The organism is Corynebacterium sp. ACRPS (assembly GCF_022346005.1).
Lineage (GTDB): Bacteria > Actinomycetota > Actinomycetes > Mycobacteriales > Mycobacteriaceae > Corynebacterium.
In genome coordinates this window covers 130,676-157,579 of the sequence record NZ_JAKRMY010000004.1, presented here as the reverse complement: position 1 = coordinate 157,579, position 26,904 = coordinate 130,676, and the positions used below count along the sequence as shown (strand labels likewise).

Genomic DNA, 26,904 nt, shown 5'->3' with positions numbered 1-26,904 from the left:
GGGGGAGGAACTAAGGGGCATCGGCAAGCAGCTGGGCGTCGATGAGTTCCTGATTACCGGAGACATGCCGGATCTCGCGGGGAGGGCCCGCTCGGAGGAAATGGTGGTGGAGATATAAAAAATCCCGAGCACGGGGCTCGGGAGATTGGGGTGGCTGACGGGACTCGAACCCGCGACAACCAGGATCACAACCTGGTGCTCTACCAGCTGAACTACAGCCACCATCGTTGCGCGAAAGCAACGAGATATAGGTTAACTCACGCCGCGTAAATTACAAAAACGCCTGGTAATCGGCGGTGGTTTCGGCCTTGAGCTCCTCGGCTTCGGTAGAAGTTGGGCCCTCATCGGTGCGAAAGACGCTGCGGCGATAGAAATCGAGCTCGCGGATGGACTCGATGATGTCCTGCAGCGCGCGGTGGGCCATGCCCTTATCGGGCTGGTTGTAGTAGGCCCGCGGGTGCCAGCGCCGGGCGAGCTCCTTGATGGTTGAGACATCGATCATGCGGTAGTGCAGCGCCTCATCTAGCCGCGGCATATAGGTGCGGATGAAGGTGCGGTCGGTGGCGATGGAATTGCCGGCTAGGGGAGCCGGGTGCTCGCAGTGCTCGTTGATGAGCGCCAGTACCGCGTCCTCGGCCTCGCGGATGGTCGTGGTGGACTGGTGGATTTCCTTATCGAGGCCGGAGTTTGCGTGCATTTCGGTGACGAAGGAATCCATCTGGGATAGTTCCTCTTCGGTGGCGTGGACGACGAGATCGATGCCCTTGCCAAGGATGTTGAGGTTGCCGTCCGTGATGACTGCGGCCACCTCGACGATGACGTGGCGTTCCGGGTCGAGGCCGGTCATTTCCAGGTCGATCCACACGAGGCGATCATATTTTGCGGCGATTTCGGGAGAAGACATGCGTTCCATTCTAACCCCGACTGACGGGGCCCTCCGCGCGCCCCGATCTGCACCCCGAAAAGCAAAAGAAAAATTTACCTATCGTTTTACCGACACGGGGGAGTGATTTACGGCATACTTTCTATATCGTGCTTCACAAGGGAGGTGCGAATGACTAAGGAGTTTCTCGATGGCAAACTTTCTCGATGCCCTCAATTCCATAATTTGGTCGCCCGCCCTCGTGTTTTTGTGCTTGGGTGCGGGTGTTTATTTCACCGTGATAACGCGGGGCCTGCAGGTCCGTTGCCTACCGGATATGCTGCGGCAAATTTCCAAGGGCGAAAAATCTGACGACGGTGTTTCTTCCTTCCAATCGCTGATGGTCTCTCTATCCGGCCGCGTGGGCGTGGGTAATATCGCCGGCGTGTCCACGGCCATTGCCTTCGGTGGCCCGGGTGCGGTGTTCTGGATGTGGGCTGTGGCGCTTTTGGGCTCGTCCACCTCCTTCATCGAGTGCACCCTGGCGCAGATTTATAAAGAAAAGGACCAGGACACCGGCGAGTACCGCGGTGGCCCGGCTTATTACATCGAAAAGGCGTATAAGCACACCAAGGCTGCGCCGTTCATGATGGTCTATGGCATCCTCTTTGCCATCGCCATGATTTTGGCCACCAGCTACTTCCTGCCGGGCATTCAGGCCAATGCTGTGGCCGCAGCGGCCGATACCGCGTGGGGTATCAATTCCACCTGGGCCGCGGTAGTCCTGGCCGGCATTTTGGCCACCATCATTATCGGTGGCGTCAAGCGCATCGCTAACTTCGCCACCCTAGTCGTGCCGTTTATGGCTGCGATCTACATCGGCATCTCCATCGTCGTGATGCTCATCAACTACTCGCAGATCCCAGAGGTCTTTGGCCTTATCTTTAAGTCTGCCTTTAACCTCGAGGCCGGGTTCTCCGGCATGCTGGGTGTGGCCATCATGTGGGGCGTTAAGCGCGGTATTTACTCCAACGAGGCTGGCCAGGGCACCGGCCCGCAGTCCGCTGCCGCCGCGGAGGTCTCCCACCCGGCCAAGCAAGGCTTCGTGCAGTCCTTCGCCGTGTACATCGACACCCTCTTCGTGTGCTCCGCAACGGCGTTTATGATCATCTCCACGGATATGTACACCGTCTTCCGCGGCGAATCCGAGGATGGCGAGGTTGTCTACCAAGGCTCGCTTCCCGATGACGTCGCAGTCGGCCCCGGCTTCGTCCAATCCGGCCTCGATAGCGTCTTTGCTGGCTGGGGCCCGACGTTTATCGCCGTGTCCATTGCCTTCTTCGCCTTTACCACCGTGCTGGCGTACTACTACATGTCCGAGGTCAACCTGACCTACTTCAACCGTTGGGTCAAGTCCCGCGCGGTTCGTCGCGGCCTAGTATGGGCGCTGCGCATCCTGATTATCGTCTCGGTCATCGTGGGTGCTACCACGACTCCGGGCTCGGCCTGGGCGCTGGGCGATATCGGCGTGGGCACCACCGCATGGCTAAATATCATCGCCGTCCTCTTCCTGCAGGTGCCGGCGCTCAAGGTCCTGAAGGACTACGAGAAACAAAAGAAGGCGGGCAAGGATCCGGAATTCGACCCAGAGGCGGTGGGCATCAAGAATGCCGATTTCTGGGTGGACCGCAAAAACGCCCGTGCGGCGGCACAAGCGGCCAGCAAGCAAGCCGCCGGCGAGAATGCGGAACGCTAGCTCATCTGGGAATAAAACCGCCCAATGAGCGGCGCGATGACTGGGGTCGGCAGCACCTTGCTGACCACGTTCATCGCCTTTGACAAGGGGCCAGGGACCACGCGTCGCTGGCCTTTTTGCATGGCCGCGATGGTCTCTTTGGAGCAGGACTCATACGTGGTCCACAGCGCATCGGGCACGACCTTATCCACGATGGTCTGGTCCTCTTCGGCGATGGTCGCCTCACGTACCGGCCCAGGAGCTAGCAGGGTACAGCTGATGCCAGAGCCCTTGAGCTCATAGTGCAGCGCCTCCGTAAACGCATTCACCCCGGCCTTGGTAAAGACGTAGGTCGCGTTATTGGGGATGGGGATATTGCCGGCCGTTGAGCCCACATTGCAGATGGCGCCCGCACGCCGCGGGAGCATGTGTTCCAGCGCGGCGCGGGTCAGGCGGTGCACGGCGGTGCCGTTTAAGGCGAATTGGGAGGTCTCGTAGCCCCAGTCCTGGTCCATGAAGGGCCCGAAGCTGGCGATGCCGGCGGAATTGACCAAGATGGAGACTTTCTTGGAGGAGATGGTGTCAATGACCGCCTCGACGCCCTCATCGGTGGCCAAATCCGCGGGTAGGGCACTGGCCTCAATGTGGTGGCGGCGCTGAAGTTCTGTGGCTAAATCTTCCAAGATTTCGCCGCGCCGGGCAACGAGGATGACGTTATAGCCCATCGCCGCGAAATCGTGGGCCATCGCCTTGCCGATGCCCTGGCTAGCGCCCGTAACTAGGGCGTAGGAGGTACGAGATGGTGCCGGAAGTGACATTGTCGAGCCTTTCGAAGGGGGGGGCTAGGTTCTAAAGACCCCAGCGTAGACAAAAAGCCGGCACGCTGCGAAAAAGTCTCGAGGCATCGTAGCTTTAAGAAACGATGCCTCGAGACTTCAGACGGTGCCCCCAGCAGGACTCGAACCCGCGACACATGGGGTAGAAACCCACTGCTCTAATCCGCTGAGCTATGGGGGCTGGACAGCACACTCATATTAGCCCACAGCCACGGCGATTCCTAAGCCAGGGGGCGGGCGGAATCGTGCGCGCGCAGAATTTCGATCAATTCTTGGGCGGCAGGGGTCAGTTCGCGGTCGGAGCGATACGCCAAGATGGCATGGAATCGTGGAAGATCCTCTTTGACCGTTAGTTTAGCGATGCCCTGCGGATGCAGTGCGGGGGCGCATCGCGGCATGAAGCTGATGCCAAAGCCGCTGGAAATCATCGGGATGGCGGCATGCAGCGATGCGACGTCTTGAATGTGATCCGGCTTGTAGGAGGGGTGGTGTTCCCACAGTTCATCGTAAAGCTCCGCCATGCCGGGAAGCTCGCGGCAGTGGGGAGGAACCAGCCAGGTTTCCTCGCGCAAGTCCTGCAAGGAGACGGGGGAAGGAAGATCTGCCATGCTCTCTGGCACCGCAAGGGAGTAGTCGAATTCGGCGACGTCGTGGACGGTGAGCTCGGGGGAGTAGCGGCGGATGAAGGCTTTGGGGTCGGACGTCGGCAAGAGCGCGAGGTCCACCTGGCCCTCCAAGAGCCGCTTGATGGCGGTGGCGGCGGTGGAATCATCCAGGCTGATGCGAGCTGAGGGGTGGATTTCGGTGAGCTCGGAGAGGATGGAGGGGGTAAATTCCCAGTTCAAAATGGGACACGACGTCAGGGAGACGGTATTGGCGTTATCGCCGGTGATTTCGCTGATGTGGCGCTGGGCATCGGCCAGCAGGGCATCGACCTTAAGGGCGGTGTCATAGACATAATCACCTGCCTCCGTGGTGGTTACGCCCGAACGACCCCGGGACAGCAACTGGGTATTGAGCTCCTTTTCCAATTTGCGGATGGAAAGGCTCAGGGAGGGCTGGGTCATTTCGAGGGCTGCGGCGGCATGGGTAAAGGACCCATTGTCTACAACGGCACGGAAATAAAGAAGTTGACGGGTGTCCATAAGTCCTATCATGGCACATCCAGGGAGAAAATATGCGTTCGCTTTGCATTAGGGTGGCCCTATAGAATGCGAGCTATGGTCAATAAGCTGGTCAAAGGCACGCAGTCTGGAACGCAAAAACCCCGTCCTTCCTGGGGGATTTTTATTGCAGCAATGCTTTTTACTGGCTTGCTCGCCGGGTTCATTTCCTTGTTCTTATTGGCGGATTCCTTGGCCGCCTTGGGCATTCCGGACCCAGGACGGATTACCACCTTCGGCCTGCCGCTGTTCCGTGGGCTGGCGTGGCTATTGATGGCGCTATCCGTGGGGTCCTTTTTGGCCTCGTCGTTTCTCATCGCCCCGCGCGGGGAGAACGATTCCCTCATCGAGGCGCCTTTATCGGTCGACGGCCATATCGCCGCCCGCACTGGCACGTGGTCGGCCTTCGGTGCTGCGGCCGTGGGGCTGGTAGAAATCCCGATGATCATGTCGGACCTGACCGGCACGCCGTTTTTTAAGGTCTTCAACCTGACCATTTTGAAAATGGCCTTTACGGAAATTTCCTCCACCATCGTGTGGGGCATTGCGGTGCTCATCGCCCTTACCGTGGGAATTATTGGCAGCCTCAGCCGCACCTGGGCCATGCAGCCGGTGCTGCTTTTGCTGTCCATCCTGCAAGTAGTCCCCATCGGCCTTGAAGGCCACTCTGCGACCGGTGGCGATCACGATTACGGCACGAACTCGCTGCTGTGGCACCTGGTATTTGTGATGCTGTGGGTGGGCGGCCTCATGGCGCTCATCGCGCATGGCCGGCGCCTGGGCCCGAACCTCCCCTTCGCGGTCAAGCGATATTCCGCCATCGCTTTCATGGCCATCGTCGTGCTGGCGGTATCCGGCCTAATCAATACGCTCATCCGGATGGATATTTCGGACCTGCCGCAATCGCCTTACGGCATTATCCTGATCACCAAGTTCGTGCTCACCATCCTGCTGGGCATTTTGGGGCTTATCCACCGCGAACTCACCATCCCGCAGTTAGATAAAAACCCGCGGCTCTTTATCCGCATCGCCATCGTGGAGCTCGCGGTCATGGCGGGCACGATTGGCGTAGCCATCACCCTGGGGCGCACCGTGCCGCCGCCACCGCGGGATCCGAACTTGAGCTCCATGCAGATCCTCATGGGCTATAACCTGCATGAGGCGCCCACGGTATTCAATATCTGGACGATGTTCCGCTTTGACATCATGTTTGGCACGATTGGCCTGCTCATGGCCGCGGCATATGGCTACTGCGTTTACCGCGTGCACAAGCGCGGGTTGAGCTGGGACAAGGGACGCACCGCGTGGTTTATGGTCGGCTCGCTGGGCCTTACGCTTGTCATGTCCACCGGCCTCGGCCTGTACATGCCCGCAATGTATTCCATCCACATGCTGGTGCACATGATTTTGTCCATGACCATTCCGCTGCTCATGGTGCTAGGCGCGCCCGTCACCTTGGTCATGGAGGCCTACGAGCCGGGTCCAAAGGGGCAGCCGAGCCCGCACGATTATGCCTTGGCGCTGACCCAATCTAAGTTCGTGCGGGTCATTACCAATCCCTTCGTGAACTTGGCGCAGTACCTCTTTTTCCTCTACGTGCTCTATCTTTTCCCGAGCCTGTACGAATTCGCCATTTCGGAGCACGCCGGCCATCTCATCATGAACTACGTGTTCCTCATTTCCGGCTACTTCTACTTCTGGGAGGTCATTGGCCCAGATCCCTTGCCTAAGCGCCATTCCACGCCCTTCCGGCTTGGCATGCTTTTCTTGTCGATGCCCTTCCACCTCTTCGCCGGGGTCTACCTGATGCAGCTGCAAACGGTGCTTGGCCTCGACTTCTATCAGTATCTCGAGCTGCCTTGGGATCAGGACTTGCTGCAGGATCAGCGCGTGGGCGGGGGTATTGCCTGGGGCTTTGGCCAATTCCCCTTGGTCATTGTCTTTGGCAAGCTCTTTTTGGATTGGCTGCGCGATGACCGCGCGACCGCACGGCGCCACGATGTGCAGGCGGAGGCGGACGACGATGCTGAGCTCGCCCGCTATAACGCGATGCTGGAGGACATGAGCCACGGCGATGAAAGCGGCTTCCGCGGGCACTAATTTATTGCCCACCTGTGGATAACCCGCCCGAAAGTGACCATCCTGGGGCCGCTTTGTTGAGGGGAACAACAAGTTATCCACAGCGCTGGGCGGCATGGCATGGTGCGGTTTGCGCTGCGGCAGCAGGATGTGAAGGCGAGCGAGGGACATACCACTCGCGAACTCACAACCTAGTAAAGGAATTTCAGCACCATGTCTCAATACCCAGTAATGTTAACCGGCCGCCTTACCCAAGATCCCATCCTGACCAAGACCTCGACCGGCGCATATAAAACCAAGCTGCGCATCGCATCCTCCCGGCGCGTTCCTGATCGCCCCGCCGATACCGGTACCGACGCCGAAAACCAACGCGGCCAGCAGCAGTGGCGCGATGTAGACCACCTCTTTATTGACGTGGAGATGTGGAACCAATTTGCCATCAACGTCAAGAAATCCCTGGCCAAGGGCATGCCGCTATTGGTCTGCGGCTCGATCGTCTCTGATCAGTGGCGCGATGATGAGGGCAAGGACCATTACCGCACCTTTATCAAGGCGCAGTATGTGGGCCTAGACCTAAACCGCCACGTCATCGGCGCAAAGCGCTTGGCGCCGCAGTATAACCAGGAAAACATCGCCATCCCTGAGCTTGGCGATAATGAGGTGGAACCGGACGTAGATAACTCCGCGCCGGGCGATACCGCCGCTGATACCGCTGCAGACCGCATCCAAGCGGGAAATAGTGCAGCAGCCCAGGACGGCGAGCAAGTAGCAACGCAAGAAGAGGAGGCCGCCGAAACCGTGCATGCATAGCGCCTGCCATCCGCCTCGGGTTCGCCCGACCCGAGGCACCTAGGCGCGCATTCTGATGTAGTGTTTGTGTAGATAAATACGTCTCCCAAATTTTTGCAAAGGGGTAAAAAGTGGGCGAATTCATCTACACGATGAAAAACGTGCGCAAGGCAATTGGCGATAAGGTCATCCTTGATGATGTCACGATGGCGTTCTACCCGGGCGCCAAGATTGGTGTGGTCGGCCCCAACGGTGCCGGTAAGTCCTCCATTCTGAAGATTATGGCCGGTTTGGATCAGCCTTCTAACGGTGAGGCATTCCTCGATCCGGGTGCCACCGTGGGCATCCTGCAGCAGGAGCCGCCGCTGAATGAAGAAAAGACCGTGCGCGGCAACGTCGAGGAGGGCCTCGGCGATATCTTTGAAAAGAAGCAGCGCTTCGAGGAAATCGCCGAAGAGATGGCGACCAATTACAGCGATGAGCTCATGGCGGAAATGGGCAAGCTGCAAGAGGACTTGGATGCCGCCGATGCATGGGAGGTTGATTCCAAGATCGAGCAGGCGATGGAGGCATTGCGCTGCCCGCCTTCCGATGCCCCGGTGACCAACCTCTCCGGTGGTGAGCGCCGCCGCGTGGCCCTGGCCAAGCTCCTGTTGACGGAGCCGGACCTGCTACTTTTGGACGAGCCCACCAACCACTTGGACGCCGAGTCCGTGGAATGGCTGGAAAAGCACTTGGCGGATTACCCAGGTGCCGTCCTAGCCGTCACCCACGACCGTTACTTCCTAGATCACGTGGCCGGCTGGATCTGTGAGGTGGACCGCGGCAAGCTGTACCCGTACGAGGGTAATTACTCCACCTACCTGGATAAGAAGCAAGAGCGCCTCCAGGTCGCCGGCAAGAAGGACGCCAAGCTGCGCAAGCGCTTGAAGGACGAGCTGGAATGGGTACGCTCCGGCGCCAAGGCTCGCCAGGCCAAGAACAAGGCTCGTTTGGAGCGCTACGAAGAGATGGCTGCAGAGGCGGAGAAGTATAAGAAGCTGGACTTCGAGGAAATCCAGATTCCTACGCCGCCACGCTTGGGCAATAAGGTCGTCGAGGCAAAGAACCTGGTCAAGGGCTTCGATGATCGCACCCTGATTAAGGACTTGTCCTTCACCCTGCCGCGCAATGGCATCGTCGGTGTTATCGGCCCGAACGGTGTGGGTAAGACCACGCTGTTTAAGACCATCGTTGGTTTGGAAGAACCGGATGATGGCTCCGTTGAGGTCGGCGAGACCGTCAAGCTGTCCTACGTGGACCAGAATCGCGAGAATATCGACCCAGAGGCTACGGTGTGGGAGGTCGTCTCCGGCGGGCTGGATTATATTCACGTTGGCCAAAATGAGATGCCATCGCGCGCGTACCTTTCCGCCTTCGGTTTTAAGGGCCCGGATCAGCAAAAGCCGTCGAAGGTGCTCTCCGGCGGTGAGCGCAACCGCTTGAACTTGGCGCTGACCTTGAAAGAGGGCGGCAACCTTATCCTTCTTGACGAGCCAACCAACGACTTGGACGTCGAAACCCTGGGTTCGCTAGAAAACGCCTTGGAGAAATTCCCGGGCTGCGCCGTTGTTATTTCCCACGACCGCTGGTTCTTGGACCGTACCTGTACCCACATTCTGGCGTGGGAAGGAAACGTTGCCGAGGGGCAATGGTTCTGGTTTGAGGGTAACTTTGGTGACTATGAGAAGAACAAGGTGGAGCGTCTGGGAGAAGACGCCGCCCGTCCTTCTCGCGTCACTCACCGCAAGCTCACCCGATAATCCCTGAGGAGAATGATGGCGACCGATAACGCGCATACCCACCAAGTGCCCACCCGCTGGGGCGATTTCGATATGTACGGCCACATGATGAACGCCAACTATATCGAGGTTGCCCAGGAGGCACGCTTGGCTTTTGCCAAGGAGAATATCTATGCCAAGGGCATCGATTTCATGGCCTTGGTGCGTCATCTCGACGTGGACTATATGCGGCCCATTCCCTTTGAGGGCAATGCCCACGTCATCGTGGAAACCTCCGTTTCCCAGATCGGTTCGTCATCCTTTACCACGACCCAGCATGTCAAGACCGCTGCTGGGGAGGTAGCGGCCACGGTGAACTGTGTGCAGGTTGTCATTGACAAGAAGAAGCACACCCCGCGCCCGTTGACGGATGAGGAAAAGGATATTCTGCAGATGAGCGCCTCTTAAACGGCGCACTGTGCACACATAGAAAGGTAGGGCCCGCAAGCCATGGTCACCGAGTCGCTTGAAGTTCGCAGCGGAGGACCTGGCTTACGGGCCCTTCTTGCGCGCGCAGTCGGGGTAGACGCGAATGCATCGGTGCGCCTGCGCCAGCTTGCCGATGACGTCGTTGATGCCTTCGTTACCACCCCCTTCGAGGTTGTCGCCTCCCGGCGGGTGCAGGGGAAAGCCTCTCGCGATGGGGCAGTGGGGTCCGCGGAGACGCTGGAGCAACAGCTCGCGAAAAACGATGGCACCGGTGTTATGGAACTCGGCCCGTCCCGCGATGCGTCGTGGCCGGGCGCATTGCCCCCGGCGACCGGCTTTAGCGTGGTAGATACCCTGCCGGTGACGGTAGTACGCGAGCTCTCGGACCAGGGGCAGAAGCTGACCCGGGAATTTTCTGGACCCATGGGCCCGCCGCCCAGCTTGCTTAATCAGACCGTGGTCACGGTTGAGGGCAACGGCCAAACGGTGGAAATTCCGATGCGGATGATCTTCGCCTGCACCAACCTGGGCTTAATTCCGGGGTTTTCTGCCTCCATGGATATTCCGCGACACCTGCGTGTATCGAGCCTTGGCCGGTGGGTGCGCCTTGATGCACCGTTTGGCAGCATCTACCGTTCCACGCGGCTATCCGTGCTGTAAAACTCCCCGAATCTGGTATTCCGTTACCCAAAACGGACAGTGATTAATACCTATAACCCAATAGTCGGGGGTAGTGGGTATCCCCGGTGCGCGCATTTTTAACCCTATATACTGCGGTATCTGGGAAAACGGGATTTTAGCTTCCACCCCCGTTCGTGAAATACGCACAAACTTATATTCTCTTTCTCATTCTGCGTTAACCTGACAGCGAGAAGTAAATTTTCGCCTCTGTAACCAACACATGAAGGAGAACCTCCGTGCGCATTTCTGTACCCAAAGAAATCATGAATAATGAAAGCCGCGTCGCCCTCACCCCAACCGAGGTGCGGACCTTGGTTACTGATGGGCACGAGCTTTTCATTGAAACGGGCGCGGGCGTCGGCGCGTCCTTCCCCGATGAGGAGTACGTAGAGGCTGGGGCCACCATCGTCGATTCTGCGGACGAGACGTGGGCCAAGGCCGAGCTCCTGCTGAAGGTAAAGGAGCCGTTGGAGTCGGAGTACCAGTACCTGCGCTCGGATCTCACCGTCTTTACCTACCTCCACTTGGCGGCGGATCGCCCGTTGACGGAGGCGCTGACGGAATCGAAGACGACCTCGATTGCCTATGAAACCGTTACGGACCGCCGCGGCACCCTGCCGCTTCTGACCCCCATGTCCCAGGTCGCCGGGCGCTTGGCCGTTATTGAGGGCTCGCACCACCTTTTGTCCACCCAGGGCGGCCGCGGCCTCTTGGTCTCCGGCATTCCGGGCACCCAGCCTGCGCGCGTGGTGGTCATCGGCGGTGGCCAGGTAGGAGCGTCCGCCGTGGCCATGGCGCACGGTCTACGCGCAGAAGTCACGGTCCTAGACGTGGATCCGCACGTCCTGCAGCGCTTTGATGACCAGTACGCCGGCGGCGTACGCACCCTGATCTCTGATCCGTCCACGCTGGATAAGGAGCTGGAGGAGGCCGATCTCGTCATTGGCGCCGTTTTGATTCCAGGCGCTGCGGCACCGAAGCTGGTGCGCGAGGAGACTGTGAAGAAGATGAAGGAGGGCGCGGTGCTTGTCGATGTCGCCATCGACCAGGGCGGCTGCTTCGAGAACTCGCGCAAGACCTCCCACGACGAGCCGACCTTCAAGGTGCACGACACCCTCTTCTACTGCGTGGCCAATATGCCCGGTGCGGTGGCCAATACCTCGGCCCGCGCCTTGGCCTCGGCGACGCTGCCGTATATCCGCGCGGTGGCTAACGACGACCTGGATGCCGCGATCGAGCGCTTCCCAGGTCTGCGCTCAGGCGTGATGACCCGCGGGGGCAAGCTGGTATCTGAGCCGGTACGCCAGGCTTTCGACTGGAAAGACTAAGCATCCGGCAGCGCTAACTTGGCGCTAGCGCACAGTAAAAGAGGCCCGCGCACTACCTAATGTGAAAGTGCGCGGGCCTCTTTGTACAGCTTGCAACGCTTGCACAGGCAGCGCTACAAGCAGTTGAAAAATTAAGGCGCTCTGTTGATGAGCATGGCGGCGACGCGCTGCATGTGATCCCAAAGCATGGTGCGATACGCCGGCGGGATGGTGTCTTCCTCGATGCTATCGAGGGACTTTCCCATGAGCTCGAGCCAGCGATCGTGGGCTTCCATACCAATGGGGAAGGTCGCATGCCGCATGCGCAGGCGCGGGTGGCCACGGTTTTCGGAGAAGTGTTGGGGACCGCCCCAGTACTGAATCAGGAACCAGGTAAGACGCTGTTCCGCGCCTTCCCAATCCTGATCCGGGTACATGGGACCAATCACGTCATCTTCTTTGACCTGGTCATAAAAGCCATGCACGAGGCGCTCAAAGGTAGGGGTGCCACCGATGGCTTCATAGACGGAATTCATTTAGGCATCGTCTCCCTTATGCGGATTGGCAATGCCGATGCCGTGTGGGTACGGGGTGGTAATGCCCTCTGCGTGCATGACGTTGAGGACGCGGGACTGGACAAAGCGCTGGACATCCCACTGGCGGCCCGGCAGCGTCTTGGTGGACACGCGGAAGGATACGTAATCCGGCTCGAACTTGGACATGCCGTCGATGCGCGGGGTGCTGAGCACCATCTTGCGGATCTTTTCGTCCTTGACGGCATCCTTGACGGCCTTGTCGATGACCTCGCCGGCAACCTCTGGGTCATTGGATAGCCCGACGGGGATTTGGATGCGGGCAACGGAGTACTCATCGGAGTGGTTAGCCACCTGCAGGATTTCGCCATTGCGGACGTACCACAGGGCACCGTCGATATCGCGGACGGTGGTAATGCGCAGGGAAATGGACTCGACGTCACCGAAGACGCCGTTGCCCAGGTCAATGACATCGCCAATGCCGTATTGATCCTCAATGAGCATGAAAATACCGGAGAGGAAGTCTCGGACCAGTTCCTGCGCACCGAAGCCGAGGGCAACACCGATAACACCGGCTGAGGCGATCAGCGGGGCGACGTTGACTTCCAACTCGTCCAGGATGGCAATGCCGGCAGAAACCCAGACCACGATGGCGACCGCCGAGCGCCCTACGCCGGCGAGGGTCTTAATGCGCGAGGCGCGGCGCGCCTCCCTGGTTTCTCGCAGGGTGTCATCCGGTTGGCCGTCCTCCGCAGACCTGCTGCGGCTGCGGCTGGGCTTTTTGAGGGTGGAGGCCTTAATGCTGTTTTTCGCCAGCCGGTTGATGAGGTGGCGCAGCGCCCAGTGCGCAATGAAGGCCAAAATGATAATGAGGCCGATGCGGATGGGTCGCTCGATAAGCCAAAGTTGAACGTTCTCGTCGTTCCAGAAGCTCGATACGGACTCTACTGCATCGTCTTTTTTCTCTGCAGCGCCCTGAGCCATGGTAAATAGGTTCGTACTCATCATTCTTTCTTGATCGTGGACACAAACTAACCGCACCCATTCTAGAGAAAATCCTGAAATCTCACTGATGGCGCCGAATCGGCAACGCGTGGAGAGGGCAGAATATAAATTGCCGAATGGCCGGTGTGGATGAACCGCTTAGTCTACGATTGGGAGGCATGACTGAACACAGCGCACATAACTTGGCAAAAGGATTTTCATCCCGATCCATTCACGCTGGATATCACCCGGATCCGCACATGGGATCCATCAACGTGCCGATCTACGCTTCGACCACGTTCGCCCAGGATGGCCTCGCGCAACTGCGCGGCGGCTTTGAATACGGGCGTGTGGCCAACCCGACGGTGCGCTCCCTCGAGAAGACCTTGGCTGCACTGGAGGGCGCGGATTACGCCCGCGTCTTTGCCACCGGCATGGCAGCCGCCGATACGATGGTGCGCATCTTGGTGCGCCCCGGCGATCACGTCATTTTGGGCAATGATTCCTACGGCGGTTCTTATCGCCTGCTTAATGATTTCACGGAGTGGGGCGTGGAGATGTCCATTATCAACACCTGTGATGTCGATGCCGTCGCCGCTGCGGTAAAGGACAATACTAAGCTCATCTGGCTGGAAACCCCGACCAACCCGGCGCTGAATATCACCGATATTGCGGCGGTGGCTAAGGTCAAGGGCAATGCGCAGGTGTTGGTGGATAATACCTTCGCCACGCCGTACCTGCAGAACCCCCTCGCACTCGGCGCGGACCACGTTCTGCACTCCACCACGAAGTACTTGGGTGGGCATTCCGATGTCCTCGGTGGCGCCGTAGTTACCAATGACCCCGAGGTGGATGAGCAGCTGCTGTATTTCCAGGGCAACGTGGGCGCGGTCGCCTCGCCTTTCGATGCCTACCTGACTGCGCGTGGCATTAAGACCCTTGGCGTGCGCATGGATCGCCACTGCGCCAATGCGCAAAAGGTGGCGGAATTCTTACAGGCCCGCCCAGAGGTTAAGCAGGTGCGCTACCCGGGATTGGCAGAGCACCCGGGCCACGAACTGGCGGCGCAGCAGATACGCGGGTTCGGCGGCATGATGTCCGTGCGCTTCCACGACCCAGAGCACGCCAAGCAGATTTGTTTGAATACGCGCCTTATTTGCCTGGCGGAATCGCTGGGCGGGGTGGAATCGCTCATCGAGCACCCGCAGAACATGACCCACGTTTCGGCCGAAGGATCGGAACTGGTGCCACCGGAAGACATGGTGCGCATCTCCATCGGCATCGAGGACATCGATGACCTGCTAGCGGATCTGCAGCAGGCGCTCGACGCCCTTTAAATCGCGCTCACAGCGCAACCGCGAGTTTACCGGCCGCCGGCAACCTTGAGCAGGGAGCCGGCGGTCTTATCGGTTTCCTGCAGCATGAGTGGATCCGTGCCCGGCATGGGGGAAATCGTTGTATCCGGCCACTGCGCATAGGTGGGAATGCCCACGATATGCAGGCGCTCATCCAGGCTGCCATCTGGGTGGACGGTGCGCCGCGTGGCACCATCGGTTTCGGGGGAGCCGGTGTCCTGCCCGTGATCAGCAAACGGGCGCACCCGGCCACCCTCGGCCAATCCGCGGGTGAGCGGATCGCCGGCGACGCGGATATCGGGCTTGTGCATGAAGGCATCGACAAGCGTGGGCGACGATGCCGAGCGCGGGCCAGAAGTCAGGGTGTAATGGTCTGACTCGATCGCGAGGGTGGGGTGATCACCAAGGAAATGGACCAGGTGGGCATCGACAAGCGCGAGCAGCTGGCGCACGCGGAACAGCGGAGGGCCCGAGCCCACCATCTGCCCAAAGGACATGAATTGCGCGTAGCGGCCTGTGCGGGACTCGCGGGTATAGCGGCCTTCTGCACCCAGGATGGAGGAGGGCTTGCGCGACTGGGACAGTGACCACAGCGCGGCCTTCATGGGCGAATCATACCCGGCGGCCGCCTCCTGGATATCGCCCGCCAGGGAATCCGCAATGTGGGCGGTGAGCGCCGAAATATCGCCGGTAAATCCAGCAACTTGGTACATAAGGTCTGTCATATCCCACGGCTGGGTGACTAGGGGAGCAAGGGCGGTGCCGAGATCGTCAGGCGCGGTGGCATCGATGACCGTGAGGATCTCTTCGCGCGGGCGAAGGAGAGCTGCCGGATTCACTCGTTCCAGCGTGGTGATATACGCCTCGTAGCTATCGCGCGCGATGGCGGGCCAAACCTGGGCGTCGAAGTCGATGTCCTCGGCGCCCTTGAGCTTTCCGATGACCCCATGCAACCGCCGCCGCGGCATCGTGGGCGGCAGCTCGTTGTACTCGGACTTGGGATGGAAGGGATAACCGCGGCCGGAGGCGACGATGAAATGTGGTTCCTTCCCGCTCGCCTCGTAGCGCAGGCCAGAGCGAGTGGTGGCATCCTCGACGAATTTGCCACCGCGTTCAATGGTGGTTAGCGCCATGATGTCATAAAAACCCATGCCAAGCCCGCGTACCAGCACGTCTTCGCCGGCGGGAATGGCTTTATAGTCTTGTTCCACGGGATTGCCCGGCGCGATCCAGTGCAGCCCGGATTCCGCCAAGTGCTGCTCCTCGTCATTAAAGCGCGGCGCCATCCAGCCATAGGCTAGGACCGAGGCATCGGCGTGCACCTGCGAGCCATCGTCCAGGTGCAGGATATCGGCTGAGCCATCCGTGGTGATGGTCTCCACGCGGTGGTGGTGGCTCACCGTGGAAATGCTCTCCGGCAGGCGCGCCAGCACCACGTCATAGACCCAGCGCAGGTACTCGCCGTATAAAGCGCGCGTGGGATTGGACTCTGGGCGGGTGGCGGCCAGCTCCGCGCGGTACTCGGTGGCAATGTGTGGGGCGGGAGGGTGCTGTGCATAAAGCTCGCGCTTGGCAGGAGCTACCTTATCGCCCTCACCGCGCAGCAGCTGGATCCACTCGTATTGCGTTGGCCCCTCGAGCACCGGGGCGTTCACCGTCGCGCCGGGCTCGGTAAAAAGCGTGACGGCGCCAGCGCGCGTATTCATGCACAGGGTCTTGGTTTGGGCGGTGTCCCAGACCCGGCCGGCGCCGTGCTGGGCCTCGTCGATGAGGTGGACGGTGACGGGGGAGCTGGAATCATCCATGCGAGCGGCGAGGCGTTCCAAGATAGAGATGCCGCGCGGGCCCATGCCGACGATCGCGATTGCAGGAGTAGCCATAGCCCCTATCGTTCCACATCGCGGAACGGGGACGAACGCCGCGCACCGCTAGCATCCATTTTCCCTATGATGGGGTGGCATGACTGATACCACGAATGTGCCAGAGAAAATCGCCGTCGTTACCGGTGCCACCGGTGGCATGGGGCGCGAGATCATCAAGGATCTCGCCCGCGATCACCACGTGTATGCGCTGGGCCGCAGAGCCGATGAGCTGCCGAAAGCCGCAAATATCACGCCGGTTGCCAGCGACTTGGTAGCCGGGCTGGATGAGGGCATGCAGCTGCCCGAGCTAGAGCGGGTCGATGTGCTCGTGCACGGCGCGGCACGCGCCACGAAGTTCTCGGTGGAAGAGGCCACCCCGCACGATTGGCGCGCCCACATGGACTTAAACGTTCACGCGCCAGCGGAGGTTACTCGCGCGCTCTTGCCGCAGCTGCGCAAGGCGGAGGGCACCGTCGTCTTCATCAACTCGGGGGCGGGGCGCAAGAGCTACGGCGATAACGTGGTTTATGCCGCGACGAAGCACGCGCTGTATGCGCTTGCCGATGCCCTGCGTATCTCCGAACCCGGCATCCGCGTCTCCACCGTGGCGCCGGGGCCCACCGATACCCCGATGCTGGAGGGCCTGCAGGACTACAACCCGAACGAGGTTATTGCGCCCGTGGAGGTGGCGCGCGCCATCCGCACCGTCGTGGAGGCTGGGCCCACCACCCAGCTCACGGAGATTCAGGTGCGCCCGCGCATCGAACTGAACCTCCGCAAGAACTAAGCATTAAGCGGCGTCGACCTCGCGGTTGCGCAGGGCGCGGGCCACGCGGTCGCGCTGCTCGGTAATCGTGCGGCGCAGGCCGCCTGCCAGATCCTTCTGCAGGAAGGCATCGGCGCGATCGAGGCCATCTTGGCTGATATCCCAGGACGGGAATAGCCCGGTAACGGTGGTCAGGCCCACCTCGGAGGACTGGGAGTCCCAGATCTTTTCGGCCACCTCGAAGAATTCCGCGGTGGGTAAGAGATCATCGGAGTGCGGGTAGTTTAAGCCCTCCAGCTTCGAGGTGAGCTCGCGGTTGGTGAGATCCCCGGCTACGATTTCTTCCCATACCGCGCGCTTATTATCCGCGGTGGCAATCGCGGCGTGGGCGCGCAGGGAAGAGTAGTAGCCGGTAGCGGAATTATCGCGCTTGAGCTGGGCGGCGATGGCGGCCTCGGCATCGGCAAGCGCACCCGCGGCAGCGAGCGCTGCGACGGCGGACCAGCGCAGCCCGGCATCATCGGAATCCGCGAGGAGATCGTGCAGGTAGTCGCGGGCCGGCTGGTGCAGCCGAATCCTAGACAGCGCCTGCGTGCAGATGATGGAACGCTGCGCATCGGTGCTCCGGGCGCCATCGACAAGCGCCTGCGCCAAAACCGTGCTGTCTTTCGCCCACGCCGGATCGGCGTAGTTCTTCAGTGCGGTAGAGGCCTGCGAGACGATGCGCTCGAGGACGGCGAGCTCGGTCTCCGCCTTCATACCGCGGGCCACCAAGCGGATAAAGTCGCGGGCGCGCATGGTGCCGGCGCGGGTCATCTCCCAGGCGGTGGACCAGCACAGGGTGCGCGCCATGGGGTCATCAAATTTCTCGATATTATCCAGCAGAAATTGCAGGGATCCTGCATCCAAATCGATGAGGCAGTAGGTCAGATCGTCATCGTTGGGCAGGATGAAGTCGATGTCCTTCAGGTTGCGGCCGACCAGCTCTGGGATCTCGGTGGATTCGCCATCCACGTCCATCTCGAGGCGCTCGGTGCGCACAACCTTGCCGTCCTGCGTGCTGTACAGGCCCACTGCAACGCGGTGGGTGCGCAGGGTATCGCCGCGCTGGGTGAGCTGCGCCTGGGTGATGGTGCCGTCATCATCGGCCCCCGTGGCAACCGCCAGGGTATTAATACCGGTGGTCTTCAGCCACTGCTGTGCCCAGAAGGAGAGATCGCGCCCGGAGGCCTCCTCGAGGTGGCGGAGCAGATCGTCGAAGGTGGCATTGCCCCACGCGTGAGCGGCGAAGTGACGGCGCACGCCGGCGAGGAAGTTCTCGCGGCCAACGTAGGCCTGCAGCTGCTTGAGCACCGAGGCGCCCTTGGCGTAGGTAATACCGTCGAAGTTTTGCTCCACGGTTTCGATATCGCTGGCATCGGTGGAAATGGGGTGGGTGGTAGGCAGCTGATCCTGCTGGTAGGCCCAGGACTTTTCCACGTTGGCAAAGGTGACCCAGGCGGTATCGTATTCGGTTTCTTCCGCCTGCGAGATGGCCGCGGACCAGGTGGCGAAGGACTCGTTGAGCCATAGGTCATTCCACCACTGCATGGTCACGAGGTCACCGAACCACATGTGGGCGAGCTCGTGCAGGACGGTATCGGCGCGGCGCTCGTACTTGTAGTGCGTGGCCTGCGAGGTAAAGACGTATTCATCGCGGAGGGTTACGCAACCGGCGTTTTCCATCGCGCCGGCGTTGAACTCTGGGACGAAAATCTGGTCGTACTTGCCAAAGGGGTAGGGGAAGCCGAAGTTGCGGTGGTAAAAGTCGAAACCCTGCTTGGTCTCAGTAAAAAGGCGCTCGGCATCGAGGGAATCTGCCAGCGAGGCGCGGCAGTAAATACCGAGCGGGACCTCGAGCTTTTGCGCCGGCTTGCCTTCGGGGTGCTCGGTCAGCTCGCCGCGCCAAGTATCGGTGACCTCGTGGTAGGGGCCTGCGCACAGGGCAACCAGGTAGGTCGATAGCGGGTAGTCGATCTCAGAATGGGAGGTATCGCCCTCGCGGGTGACCGGGCCATTGGTGATAATGGTCCACTCCTCTGGGGCCTTAAAGTGCAGGGAGTAGGTGGCCTTCAGATCCGGCTGGTCGAAGCAGGCAAAGACGCGTTTGGCATCGGCGGTTTCAAACTGGGTGTAGAGGTAGACCTCGTTATCGGCAGGGTCCACGAAGCGGTGCAGGCCTTCGCCGGTGCGGGAGAAGGGGATCTCCGCGGTGACCTTGAGCGTGTAATCCGCTACCTGCAGCCCGGAGAGGGGAATGCCGTAGGTGGGGTCATAGGACTGCGTGGGCAGCGGGTTTCCGTTCAGGCGCACCTCGTGCAGCTTGTCCGCGCGCAGATCGATGAAGGTAGAACCGGCCTCCTGGGTGCTAAAGCGCACCGTGGTGGTGGACAGGAAGTGGGTATCGGAATGCTTAAGGTCTAAAGCGACATCGTAATGCTCAACCTTGAGCATCTGGGAGCGATTTTTTGCTTCCTCCCACGTGAGGTTTACAGAGGTCATTGCCTAGATTCTCCTTTGCTAACGAAAATAGTGATGCATCAAGGTTAGCAGCGCGTTTACAGTGGTGGGGCAAACTGCACTTATTTCAAGGAGGAATAATGACCACCCCAGTTAAGTTTTGGTTCGACGCTTCCTGCCCCTTCGCATGGGCAACGTCCCGCTGGATCAAAGAGGTAGAAAAGGTCCGCGATATTACGGTGGAATTCGAGCCGATGTCCCTGTCGGTGCTGAATGATGGCCGCGATCTCGATCCCGAATACATGGAGATGATGGAGGCCAACTGGGGCCCTGCCCGCGTATTTGCCAAGGTAAAGACCGAGCAGCCAGAAAAGGTAGACGAGCTCTATACCGCCATGGGCACCCTGATTCACGCCAAGGGCAATGGCGGAAAGAAGGGGGATGGCGGCTATGACGAGATCATCGCCCAGGCATTAGAGCAGGTTGGCCTCCCCGCAGACTTTGCGGAGGTGGCACGCACCGAGGAGTACGACGAGAAGCTGCGCGAATACCACCACAACGGCATTTCTTCCGTGGGCGATGAGGTAGGAACCCCGGTTATTAAGTTGGGCGATACCGCCTTCTTCGGCCCGGTTATTACCCGCGTTCCCACGGGTGAGGAAGCCGGTGAGCTTTTCGATGCCTCCGTGCGCCTAGCCCAGTTCCCTTACTTCTTCGAACTCAAGCGCTCTCGCACAGAGATGCCACAGGTAGAAGAGGACTAGTTATGAGCGCTGCTGGCCTTGCTTGCGGCGCACGGCGGCGGCCAGGCAGCACACCGCGATGACCGGCGTGAGTAAAAACGCCGGCACCCCGGCGATATTGATAATGGGCAGGGCCGTCTGGGCTTGAAATTCTGACCAAGCGGCGGCCACCCACGTAGCCCATGAGGCCGCGGTAAGCAGGGATAACACCCCAATCACCGCGGCTAAACCGCCGAGGCGATTTTTCTTTAGTACCCTCTGATTCAGCCACCACAGCCCAAGAACAAGGTGGGCGACAGTGAAAAGTACGGTATGAATAAGCGGCACGAGGTAGTTCTTATTGGTTAAGAAGATATTCGCCGCAAATAACAGCACCGCGATAGCAAGGATGCTGCCGTAGAGTGCGAGGACGCGAGGGGCCATGCTTTAGCCTTTCTATGCAGCACGTAATCTGCGCTTTAGCTTAACAGCACCGGACGATGAACGAAATAGGTTGTAGAAAGTGGTGCCCAGAAGGCGGCGGTGCCGGTACTGTAGGGGCTATGCGCGTATATCTTGGAGCTGACCACGCAGGTTTTGAGACCAAAAACCTGATTTCTGAACACCTCACCAAACAAGGCCATGACGTCATCGATTGCGGCGCTCATACCTATGACGCCGAGGATGACTACCCCGCATTCTGCATTGAAGCGGCCCTATGCACCGTCAACGATCCAGGTTCCCTGGGAATCGTGCTAGGTGGATCCGGAAATGGCGAGCAGATTGCCGCCAATAAGGTCAAGGGCGCGCGCTGTGCGCTGGCATGGTCGCCAGAAACGGCACGCCTAGCCCGCGAGCACAATAATGCGCAGCTCATCGGCATCGGCGGGCGCATGCACTCGCAGGAAGAGGCCCTAGAAATCGTGGATGCTTTCTTGGATCAAGAATGGTCCCGCGCCGAGCGTCACCAGCGCCGCATCGATATCCTCGCAGAATACGAGCGCACCAATATCCCACCCGAGCTGCCCAAGGACCCGCGCTAAAACCGCCAGGTTCCTTAAATAGACATAAATGAACGCCGCGGGCCCTTTGTGCCACGCGGCGTTTCTATGTGGTGGTTACACCAAGCGCATTAGGCGTCGTTCATGTCATTGGGGTGGTGCCCACCGCGGCCGTCTTCGCCTTCCTCCAAAGAGGTAATGGCGGCCATCTCTGCATCAGTGAGCTCGAAGCCGAAGACATCGAAGTTTTCTGCAATGCGCGATGGCGTCGAGGACTTGGGGAAGAGGATGACCCCATTTTGCAGGTGCCAGCGAATAATGGCCTGGGCTGGGGAAACACCGTGCGCCTCGGCGGCTTCAGTAACCTCTGGTGCCTCCAAGATATCGCTCTTGCCCTGACCCAGCGGGCCCCATGCCTCGATGGCGATGCCGTGGGCGCGGCCAGCGTCCAGTTCGCGCCAGCGCTGCAGGTAAGGGTGCAGCTCCACTTGGTTAATCGCGGGGACGACGTCCGTGTGTGACTCCAACTGATCTAAGTGCTCCGGCTCAAAGTTGGACACGCCGATGGACTTCGCCTTGCCTTCTTTACGCAGTTCAATGAGCTGCTTCCAAGCCTCCACGTACGTGCCCTTGGCTGGGGTAGGCCAGTGGATGAGGTACAGGTCTACGTAGTCAAGGCCCAGCTTCTGCAGGGATTCATCCAGCGCTGCAGCGGCATCGGTGTGGCGGTCGTTCCACAGTTTGGTGGTAATGAAGAGTTCCTCGCGCGGGATGCCGGAGTTGGCAATGGCCTTGCCCACGCCTTCTTCATTGCCGTAGATGGCTGCGGTATCGATGTGGCGGTAGCCCACGCGCAGCGCCTCAGCTACGTATTCCTCGGTCTTTTCCGGGTCCATTTGGAAGACGCCAAAGCCCAGCTGGGGGATTGTATTTCCATCGTTCAAAGTAATATTAGGTACGGTCATGGACACCAGATTACGCTTTTCTGGCTACCGCCCCAATGTGATGTATTTATAGCCGCGCTTGGCGGGAGATGGGCGGCGGGATGGAGGGAGGCATCGGCAAGCAGGGACCTCGATAAAGCTAAGGAACCAGCAAGGAGGCCTAACGGCGGAGCTGGCTGGGTGACCCCGGCCGGGACGCGTGCCAGCGCTTAATATCCTCAGCAAGCCACAGTCGCGTGCGGCCCAAAATCGTGGCCACATGCTCAGGGGTGCGGTGATTAGCTGAGTAATTGCGCCAGGTTGCGTAGCTCACGCCGATATGGGCGGCGCAATCCGAGCCAGTCCACAATTCATCGCCGGTATCGACATCGATGATTTTAGGCTGCACGGTTTTTCCTCCCTTGGTTAGTGGCTGTAGCTAGGTTGTAGCCGGATAGTGCCGCTAAGGCTATGACAATAAGCCAGATGGGCGAATCGGCAATTATCGAGTAGGCGGCGGCGACTACGATGCCTGAGACGGCGGAGGCCTGTTTCAATGTCACTGTAATGTGTCCTTTCGGTATATTGGGAGGTGTGCCCCTAGAGGCTATTTGCGATGCCTACCCGATTTTGGTGGGTGGTCGTTGCGGTGCTGCTTTATCTGAATAGCTAGGCTACACAGTGAAATAATTAGCGCCGCGACCTCCATCACCTCTTCAGTTTTGTAAGTGCCTTGCAGCCTTACATTCACTAGTATAACACAGTAATGCGTTATTGGTAAACTGGAAGAACGAACATTTTAAGAATATTTCCCAAAAACAACCCAAACCCACACCACACGAGCCGGATGGGGGCGCCCGCCGTGCCCGCACTCTGGAAGAAACTCTAACCAAAGCTAAAAATATTCAAACCCCCACAGAATATACAATCTGTGAGGGTTTAAACACGCCAACCAAAATGGTTCTACCAATGGTTCCACTTACCGCTAACAACCAGCTGCAATAGTCAATTATTGCAGTACAAACATGGAGGGAATGACGGGAATCGAACCCGCGTCTTCAGCTTGGAAGGCTGAGGTATTAGCCACTATACGACATTCCCACAGCGTTACCTTGAACGCTGTCGGCTACTTTAGCGCATGAGCGCCCCAAAATGAAAATAGGGAACACGCGCAGTGGGTAGGCCGTTAAAATAGGTAGGACCAATTCCAGTAAAGAAAGCGATGATTGTTGTGGAACTTCTACTTCTTGTAGTCGTACTCGGTGGCGGCGCGTGGTATCTATCCTCGCGCAGCTCAAAAAAGAGCCGGGAGGAGCGAGAGGCGCAGCAGTTAGCGGATGCCCAGGCGGATGCGCGCCGCTGGATTGAGCGCCTGGGTGGCCAGGTCATGCAGATTTCCGGTACGGATACCGCCTCGCAGCAGGCGATGGCGGACGCATCAGAGCGCTTTACTGCGGCTAACTCCGCTATTTCAAGGGCCACCACGGTCAAGCAGGCCAATTTGGCCCGCGAATCGGCGCTTGAGGGCATGCATTACGTCAATGCCGCCCGCGAGATTATGGACATGAACCCAGGGCCGGAATTGCCGCCGCTGGAGGGGCAGCGCGCCGCCGGTAAGGTCACCGAGAAGCGCACGGTGGATGCCAATGGGCAGGAATTGACTGCCTCCCCCTACGCCTCTGAGGAAACCCCGAACTATTACCCAGGCGGAACCGTGGCCGGCCGTCCCGTTCCGGCCGGTTGGTACTCCCGCCCTTGGTGGGAAGATGCCCTGCAAACGGGCGTGTGGATGATGGGTTATTCCATGATGTTTAACGCCATGTTTGCCGGCATGTCCGGCGTGGGCTATTCCGCAGCCGCCGCAGAAAACGGCGACTGGGGCGGCGCCGAAGGCGGCGGCATAGACGGAGCCGACGGCGGCGCAGACGTAGGAGATGCCGGAGACGCCGGTGACCCCGGTGATATGGGCGGCGATGCCGGAGGGGGAGACGCCGGTGACGGTGGCGGATTCTTCGATGGATTATCTGACGGCGATGGCGGCGGCTTCTTTGACGGTATGTTTGATTTCGATTTCTAAGTCAAGCGGCCAGAAATTATGCCGTTAACCTGCGTCTACGCCCTTAACAGGGGGTTGATTTAGGAGATTTAAAACCAACACGCTAAACTGTCTCAGGTATGCAACGCAGCCAAGGCAACTTGGTGGCCTACATACGGGGCGTGGCGCAGTTTGGTAGCGCACCTGCTTTGGGAGCAGGGGGTCGCAGGTTCAAATCCTGTCGCCCCGACGTATGGGGGTCTGAAAATGCCCTAATAAGGTTTTTCAGACCCCCTTTAATTTTTATGTACGTAGAAAAACAATGAAGCCAGGGAGATTCACTCGTGAAGACCACCGTAGACAAGCTGAGCGATACCCGCGTTAAGCTCACCGTCAACGTTCCGTTTGCGGAGCTAGACCAGGAAATCGATCAAGCTTACGCGGCAATCGCGCAGCAGGTTTCTATTCCAGGTTTCCGTAAGGGCAAGGCCCCGCGCCAGCTGATCGACGCTCGCTTCGGCCGCGGCCCGATTCTGGAGCAGGTTGTCAATGACATGCTGCCTTCCCGCTATGAGCAGGCCGTTCAGTCCGAGGACCTGAAGGTCATCGGCCAGCCGGACGTAGACATTTCCAAGATCGAGGACAAGGACTTCGTCGAGTTTACCGCCGAGGTTGACATTCGCCCTGAGTTCGAGGTTCCGGACTTCTCCGAAATCTCCGTCATCGTCCCGGCCATCAAGGCCGGCGAGGAAGACGTGGACAAGGCCCTCGAGGATCTTGCAGAGCGCTTCGGTGAACTGAAGGACACCAAGCGCAAGATGAAGACCGGTGACTACGCCATCATCGACATCACCGCAGAGGTGGACGGCGAGAAGATCGAGGAGGCTTCCACCGAGGGCCTGTCTTACTCCATTGGTGATGACAACCTCATCAAGGGGCTGGACACCGCACTGCGCGGCATGAAGACCGGCGAGGATAACGAGTTCACCTCCACCATCCAGTCCGGCGAGCACAAGGACGAAGAGGCTACCTTCAAGGTCCACGTGCAGCAGACCAAGGAGCGCAAGCTGCCGGATATGGACGATGAGTTTGCCCAGATGGCCTCCGAGTACGACACCATCGAGGAGCTGCGCGAAGCCACCAAGACCGAGGTTGAGGAGTCCAAGAAGGCTGAGCAGGCCGGCCAGATCCGCGATGAGGTTCTGAAGGCTGCGCTTGCCGATGTCGACTTTGAGCTGCCCCAGTCCGTAGTCGACGAGCAGGCTCACGCCCAGCTGCACCAGATCCTGGGCCAGCTCGCACACGATGAGAAGGCACTGGCACAGCTGCTCGAGGCACAGGGCACCTCCCGCGAAGAGTTTGATAAGCAGACCCGCGAGCAGGCCGAAGAGTCCGTGCGCACGCAGATCTTCTTGGATGCCGTGGCAGAAAAGGAAGAGCCGGAAGTTTCCCAGCAGGAGCTCTCGGACCACATCCTGTTCACCGCGCAGTCCTACGGCATGGACCCGAACCAGTTCATCCAGCAGCTGCAGTCCAACGGCCAGATTGCCAACCTGTTCTCTGACGTACGCCGCGGCAAGGCACTGGCTGCCGCCATTTGCCGTACCACCGTAAAGGACGAAGAAGGCAACGACGTTGACGTTGAGCAGTACTTCGGTGAAGTAGAAGAAGATGAGAACGAAGCTACCGACGCGGAGTAAATCTTCTCCTTAAAAGCCCAGCTTGGCCCCTCGCACCAGCGAGGAAGTCTGGCTGGGCTTTTCTCATCGCCGGGTCGAAAAAGCAGACAAAGATCGGTGCAAACGCTGATAGCGAACAGACCCCACAATTATCGCCACATTAAGTAGTGTGGTGGCATTAGAGATTAACCGTCCTCAAGGAGACTTTTCGAATGTCTAAGAAATCTGACCAGCTTCAGATGACCACCCCAGCAGGCTCCGGCCTGAACTTGGGTGACAGCGTCTATGAGCGCCTGTTGCACGAGCGCATTATCTTTTTGGGCACCCAGGTAGACGATGAAATTGCCAATAAGCTGTGCGCACAGATCCTGCTGCTTTCCGCAGAGGATCCCACGCGCGATATTTCGCTCTACATCAACTCCCCGGGTGGCTCCGTGACCGCGGGCATGGCCATTTATGACACGATGAAGTACTCGCCCTGCGATATCTCCACCTACGGCATGGGCTTGGCCGCTTCTATGGGCCAGTTCCTGCTCTCTGGTGGTACGAAGGGCAAGCGCTATGCACTGCCGCACGCTCGCATCATGATGCACCAGCCTTCCGCTGGCGTGGGCGGTACCGCTGCCGATATCGCCATCCAGGCGGAGCAATTCGCACAGACCAAGCGCGAGATGGCCGAGCTCATTGCAGAGCACACCGGCCAAACCTTCGAGCAGATCACCAAGGACTCTGACCGTGACCGCTGGATGACTGCGCAGCAAGCCAAGGATTACGGCATTGTTGACCACGTAATCGAGTCTGTAAACGGCCCGCTGAGCAACTAGGGAATAAGGAGAAAATCACT

General features: G+C 59.3%; 25 protein-coding genes and 4 tRNA genes. 15 read left to right on the top strand and 14 right to left on the bottom strand.

What is annotated here, in order from left to right; genetic code table 11:
• Window positions 1-146: 146 nt before the first annotated feature.
• Both MHX65_RS03785 and orn read right to left on the bottom strand, forming a co-directional pair.
• Window positions 147-222 (bottom strand) — tRNA-His (locus MHX65_RS03785).
• A 49-nt stretch (window positions 223-271) separates the two neighbouring features.
• Window positions 272-913: an oligoribonuclease gene (gene orn, locus MHX65_RS03780; protein WP_239268769.1), complete on the bottom strand. Its 642-nt coding sequence runs from the start codon at window positions 911-913 to the stop codon at window positions 272-274.
• Between the two features lie 160 nt (window positions 914-1,073).
• On the opposite strand from orn, the gene MHX65_RS03775 reads away from it, so the two are divergent.
• Entirely contained in the window at window positions 1,074-2,618 is a 1,545-nt protein-coding gene (locus MHX65_RS03775) for an alanine/glycine:cation symporter family protein (protein ID WP_239268767.1), read from the top strand.
• Here the strand turns inward: MHX65_RS03775 and cmrA are convergent.
• The 3 genes from cmrA to MHX65_RS03760 form a co-directional block, all read right to left on the bottom strand.
• Complete coding sequence (gene cmrA / locus MHX65_RS03770; protein WP_239268765.1) at window positions 2,615-3,415, bottom strand: mycolate reductase; 801 nt, start codon at window positions 3,413-3,415, stop codon at window positions 2,615-2,617. The genes MHX65_RS03775 and cmrA overlap by 4 nt on opposite strands.
• Window positions 3,416-3,540: 125 nt before the next feature.
• Window positions 3,541-3,614 (bottom strand) — tRNA-Arg (locus tag MHX65_RS03765).
• A gap of 40 nt (window positions 3,615-3,654) precedes the next feature.
• Window positions 3,655-4,578, bottom strand: a complete 924-nt coding sequence (locus MHX65_RS03760; RefSeq protein ID WP_239268763.1) for a LysR family transcriptional regulator — start codon at window positions 4,576-4,578, stop codon at window positions 3,655-3,657.
• A gap of 66 nt (window positions 4,579-4,644) precedes the next feature.
• Between MHX65_RS03760 and MHX65_RS03755 the strand changes: the two genes are divergently transcribed.
• The 6 genes from MHX65_RS03755 (at window position 4,645) to ald (ending at window position 11,722) form a co-directional block, all read left to right on the top strand.
• Window positions 4,645-6,696, top strand: coding sequence for a cytochrome c oxidase assembly protein (locus tag MHX65_RS03755; RefSeq protein ID WP_370657783.1), 2,052 nt, complete (start codon window positions 4,645-4,647; stop codon window positions 6,694-6,696).
• 192 nt (window positions 6,697-6,888) lie between these two features.
• A complete protein-coding gene (locus tag MHX65_RS03750) occupies window positions 6,889-7,485 on the top strand; it encodes a single-stranded DNA-binding protein (protein WP_239268759.1) in 597 nt (198 codons plus the stop codon).
• A gap of 110 nt (window positions 7,486-7,595) precedes the next feature.
• Window positions 7,596-9,266, top strand: a complete 1,671-nt coding sequence (ettA, locus tag MHX65_RS03745) for an energy-dependent translational throttle protein EttA (protein ID WP_005277855.1) — start codon at window positions 7,596-7,598, stop codon at window positions 9,264-9,266.
• A gap of 12 nt (window positions 9,267-9,278) precedes the next feature.
• Entirely contained in the window at window positions 9,279-9,692 is a 414-nt protein-coding gene (locus tag MHX65_RS03740) for an acyl-CoA thioesterase (protein ID WP_239268757.1), read from the top strand.
• Between the two features lie 42 nt (window positions 9,693-9,734).
• Window positions 9,735-10,373: a hypothetical protein gene (locus tag MHX65_RS03735; RefSeq protein ID WP_239268755.1), complete on the top strand. Its 639-nt coding sequence runs from the start codon at window positions 9,735-9,737 to the stop codon at window positions 10,371-10,373.
• A 257-nt stretch (window positions 10,374-10,630) separates the two neighbouring features.
• The gene (ald, locus tag MHX65_RS03730) at window positions 10,631-11,722 is read left to right on the top strand and encodes an alanine dehydrogenase (protein WP_239268753.1); all 1,092 of its coding nucleotides are present in this window, start codon (window positions 10,631-10,633) and stop codon (window positions 11,720-11,722) included.
• 131 nt (window positions 11,723-11,853) lie between these two features.
• Here ald and MHX65_RS03725 read toward each other — a convergent pair whose 3' ends face one another.
• Both MHX65_RS03725 and MHX65_RS03720 read right to left on the bottom strand, forming a co-directional pair.
• The gene (locus MHX65_RS03725; protein WP_239268751.1) at window positions 11,854-12,237 is read right to left on the bottom strand and encodes a globin; all 384 of its coding nucleotides are present in this window, start codon (window positions 12,235-12,237) and stop codon (window positions 11,854-11,856) included.
• Window positions 12,238-13,242, bottom strand: a complete 1,005-nt coding sequence (locus MHX65_RS03720; RefSeq protein WP_034659037.1) for a mechanosensitive ion channel family protein — start codon at window positions 13,240-13,242, stop codon at window positions 12,238-12,240.
• 155 nt (window positions 13,243-13,397) lie between these two features.
• On the opposite strand from MHX65_RS03720, the gene MHX65_RS03715 reads away from it, so the two are divergent.
• The gene (locus tag MHX65_RS03715) at window positions 13,398-14,555 is read left to right on the top strand and encodes a cystathionine gamma-synthase (protein WP_239268749.1); all 1,158 of its coding nucleotides are present in this window, start codon (window positions 13,398-13,400) and stop codon (window positions 14,553-14,555) included.
• 26 nt (window positions 14,556-14,581) lie between these two features.
• Here MHX65_RS03715 and MHX65_RS03710 read toward each other — a convergent pair whose 3' ends face one another.
• Window positions 14,582-16,453 carry an FAD/NAD(P)-binding protein gene (locus tag MHX65_RS03710; protein WP_239268747.1) on the bottom strand — a complete coding sequence of 624 codons (1,872 nt, stop codon included), beginning with the start codon at window positions 16,451-16,453 and terminating at the stop codon, window positions 14,582-14,584.
• Window positions 16,454-16,532: 79 nt separating this feature from the next.
• Here MHX65_RS03710 and MHX65_RS03705 point away from each other — a divergent pair, with 79 nt between their 5' ends.
• Window positions 16,533-17,222, top strand: a complete 690-nt coding sequence (locus tag MHX65_RS03705) for an SDR family oxidoreductase (protein WP_239268745.1) — start codon at window positions 16,533-16,535, stop codon at window positions 17,220-17,222.
• A gap of 3 nt (window positions 17,223-17,225) precedes the next feature.
• Here MHX65_RS03705 and pepN read toward each other — a convergent pair whose 3' ends face one another.
• Window positions 17,226-19,742, bottom strand: coding sequence for an aminopeptidase N (pepN, locus tag MHX65_RS03700; RefSeq protein WP_239268743.1), 2,517 nt, complete (start codon window positions 19,740-19,742; stop codon window positions 17,226-17,228).
• Between the two features lie 98 nt (window positions 19,743-19,840).
• On the opposite strand from pepN, the gene MHX65_RS03695 reads away from it, so the two are divergent.
• Window positions 19,841-20,464 (top strand): mycothiol-dependent nitroreductase Rv2466c family protein, encoded by a 624-nt coding sequence (locus tag MHX65_RS03695; protein WP_239268741.1) that lies wholly within the window; start codon window positions 19,841-19,843, stop codon window positions 20,462-20,464.
• Here MHX65_RS03695 and MHX65_RS03690 read toward each other — a convergent pair whose 3' ends face one another.
• Window positions 20,465-20,866 carry a hypothetical protein gene (locus MHX65_RS03690; RefSeq protein WP_239268739.1) on the bottom strand — a complete coding sequence of 134 codons (402 nt, stop codon included), beginning with the start codon at window positions 20,864-20,866 and terminating at the stop codon, window positions 20,465-20,467.
• 119 nt (window positions 20,867-20,985) lie between these two features.
• On the opposite strand from MHX65_RS03690, the gene MHX65_RS03685 reads away from it, so the two are divergent.
• On the top strand, window positions 20,986-21,465 hold the full coding sequence (locus MHX65_RS03685; RefSeq protein ID WP_005277878.1) for a ribose-5-phosphate isomerase: 480 nt from the start codon (window positions 20,986-20,988) through the stop codon (window positions 21,463-21,465).
• A gap of 89 nt (window positions 21,466-21,554) precedes the next feature.
• Here MHX65_RS03685 and MHX65_RS03680 read toward each other — a convergent pair whose 3' ends face one another.
• From MHX65_RS03680 to MHX65_RS03665, 4 genes are all read right to left on the bottom strand, one after another.
• On the bottom strand, window positions 21,555-22,388 hold the full coding sequence (locus MHX65_RS03680; RefSeq protein WP_239268737.1) for an aldo/keto reductase: 834 nt from the start codon (window positions 22,386-22,388) through the stop codon (window positions 21,555-21,557).
• Between the two features lie 139 nt (window positions 22,389-22,527).
• Complete coding sequence (locus tag MHX65_RS03675; RefSeq protein WP_237799855.1) at window positions 22,528-22,755, bottom strand: hypothetical protein; 228 nt, start codon at window positions 22,753-22,755, stop codon at window positions 22,528-22,530.
• Window positions 22,745-22,909: a hypothetical protein gene (locus MHX65_RS03670; RefSeq protein ID WP_237799856.1), complete on the bottom strand. Its 165-nt coding sequence runs from the start codon at window positions 22,907-22,909 to the stop codon at window positions 22,745-22,747. Before MHX65_RS03670 ends, MHX65_RS03675 begins: the two co-directional genes overlap by 11 nt.
• Window positions 22,910-23,372: 463 nt before the next feature.
• A tRNA-Gly gene (locus MHX65_RS03665) sits at window positions 23,373-23,447 on the bottom strand.
• Window positions 23,448-23,568: 121 nt separating this feature from the next.
• Between MHX65_RS03665 and MHX65_RS03660 the strand changes: the two genes are divergently transcribed.
• The 4 genes from MHX65_RS03660 to MHX65_RS03645 all read left to right on the top strand — a co-directional run bounded on the left by MHX65_RS03660 (window position 23,569) and on the right by MHX65_RS03645 (window position 26,884).
• On the top strand, window positions 23,569-24,423 hold the full coding sequence (locus MHX65_RS03660; protein WP_239268735.1) for a DUF1542 domain-containing protein: 855 nt from the start codon (window positions 23,569-23,571) through the stop codon (window positions 24,421-24,423).
• 134 nt (window positions 24,424-24,557) lie between these two features.
• A tRNA-Pro gene (locus MHX65_RS03655) sits at window positions 24,558-24,631 on the top strand.
• Window positions 24,632-24,725: 94 nt separating this feature from the next.
• On the top strand, window positions 24,726-26,081 hold the full coding sequence (tig, locus tag MHX65_RS03650) for a trigger factor (RefSeq protein WP_239268733.1): 1,356 nt from the start codon (window positions 24,726-24,728) through the stop codon (window positions 26,079-26,081).
• A gap of 191 nt (window positions 26,082-26,272) precedes the next feature.
• Window positions 26,273-26,884 carry an ATP-dependent Clp protease proteolytic subunit gene (locus tag MHX65_RS03645; RefSeq protein ID WP_023023580.1) on the top strand — a complete coding sequence of 204 codons (612 nt, stop codon included), beginning with the start codon at window positions 26,273-26,275 and terminating at the stop codon, window positions 26,882-26,884.
• The last annotated feature ends 20 nt before the right edge of the window (window positions 26,885-26,904 follow it).

Bases quoted from the DNA above. Each gene is read 5' to 3' on its own strand.
- orn (WP_239268769.1), bottom strand. From the start codon at position 913: ATGGAACGCATGTCTTCTCCCGAAATCGCCGCAAAATATGATCGCCTC.
- MHX65_RS03775 (WP_239268767.1), top strand. From the start codon at position 1,074: ATGGCAAACTTTCTCGATGCCCTCAATTCCATAATTTGGTCGCCCGCC.
- cmrA (WP_239268765.1), bottom strand. From the start codon at position 3,415: ATGTCACTTCCGGCACCATCTCGTACCTCCTACGCCCTAGTTACGGGC.
- MHX65_RS03760 (WP_239268763.1), bottom strand. From the start codon at position 4,578: ATGGACACCCGTCAACTTCTTTATTTCCGTGCCGTTGTAGACAATGGG.
- MHX65_RS03755 (WP_370657783.1), top strand. From the start codon at position 4,645: ATGCGAGCTATGGTCAATAAGCTGGTCAAAGGCACGCAGTCTGGAACG.
- MHX65_RS03750 (WP_239268759.1), top strand. From the start codon at position 6,889: ATGTCTCAATACCCAGTAATGTTAACCGGCCGCCTTACCCAAGATCCC.
- MHX65_RS03740 (WP_239268757.1), top strand. From the start codon at position 9,279: ATGATGGCGACCGATAACGCGCATACCCACCAAGTGCCCACCCGCTGG.
- MHX65_RS03735 (WP_239268755.1), top strand. From the start codon at position 9,735: ATGGTCACCGAGTCGCTTGAAGTTCGCAGCGGAGGACCTGGCTTACGG.
- MHX65_RS03725 (WP_239268751.1), bottom strand. From the start codon at position 12,237: ATGAATTCCGTCTATGAAGCCATCGGTGGCACCCCTACCTTTGAGCGC.
- MHX65_RS03720 (WP_034659037.1), bottom strand. From the start codon at position 13,242: ATGATGAGTACGAACCTATTTACCATGGCTCAGGGCGCTGCAGAGAAA.
- MHX65_RS03715 (WP_239268749.1), top strand. From the start codon at position 13,398: ATGACTGAACACAGCGCACATAACTTGGCAAAAGGATTTTCATCCCGA.
- MHX65_RS03710 (WP_239268747.1), bottom strand. From the start codon at position 16,453: ATGGCTACTCCTGCAATCGCGATCGTCGGCATGGGCCCGCGCGGCATC.
- MHX65_RS03705 (WP_239268745.1), top strand. From the start codon at position 16,533: ATGACTGATACCACGAATGTGCCAGAGAAAATCGCCGTCGTTACCGGT.
- pepN (WP_239268743.1), bottom strand. From the start codon at position 19,742: ATGACCTCTGTAAACCTCACGTGGGAGGAAGCAAAAAATCGCTCCCAG.
- MHX65_RS03695 (WP_239268741.1), top strand. From the start codon at position 19,841: ATGACCACCCCAGTTAAGTTTTGGTTCGACGCTTCCTGCCCCTTCGCA.
- MHX65_RS03690 (WP_239268739.1), bottom strand. From the start codon at position 20,866: ATGGCCCCTCGCGTCCTCGCACTCTACGGCAGCATCCTTGCTATCGCG.
- MHX65_RS03685 (WP_005277878.1), top strand. From the start codon at position 20,986: ATGCGCGTATATCTTGGAGCTGACCACGCAGGTTTTGAGACCAAAAAC.
- MHX65_RS03680 (WP_239268737.1), bottom strand. From the start codon at position 22,388: ATGACCGTACCTAATATTACTTTGAACGATGGAAATACAATCCCCCAG.
- MHX65_RS03660 (WP_239268735.1), top strand. From the start codon at position 23,569: ATGATTGTTGTGGAACTTCTACTTCTTGTAGTCGTACTCGGTGGCGGC.
- MHX65_RS03645 (WP_023023580.1), top strand. From the start codon at position 26,273: ATGTCTAAGAAATCTGACCAGCTTCAGATGACCACCCCAGCAGGCTCC.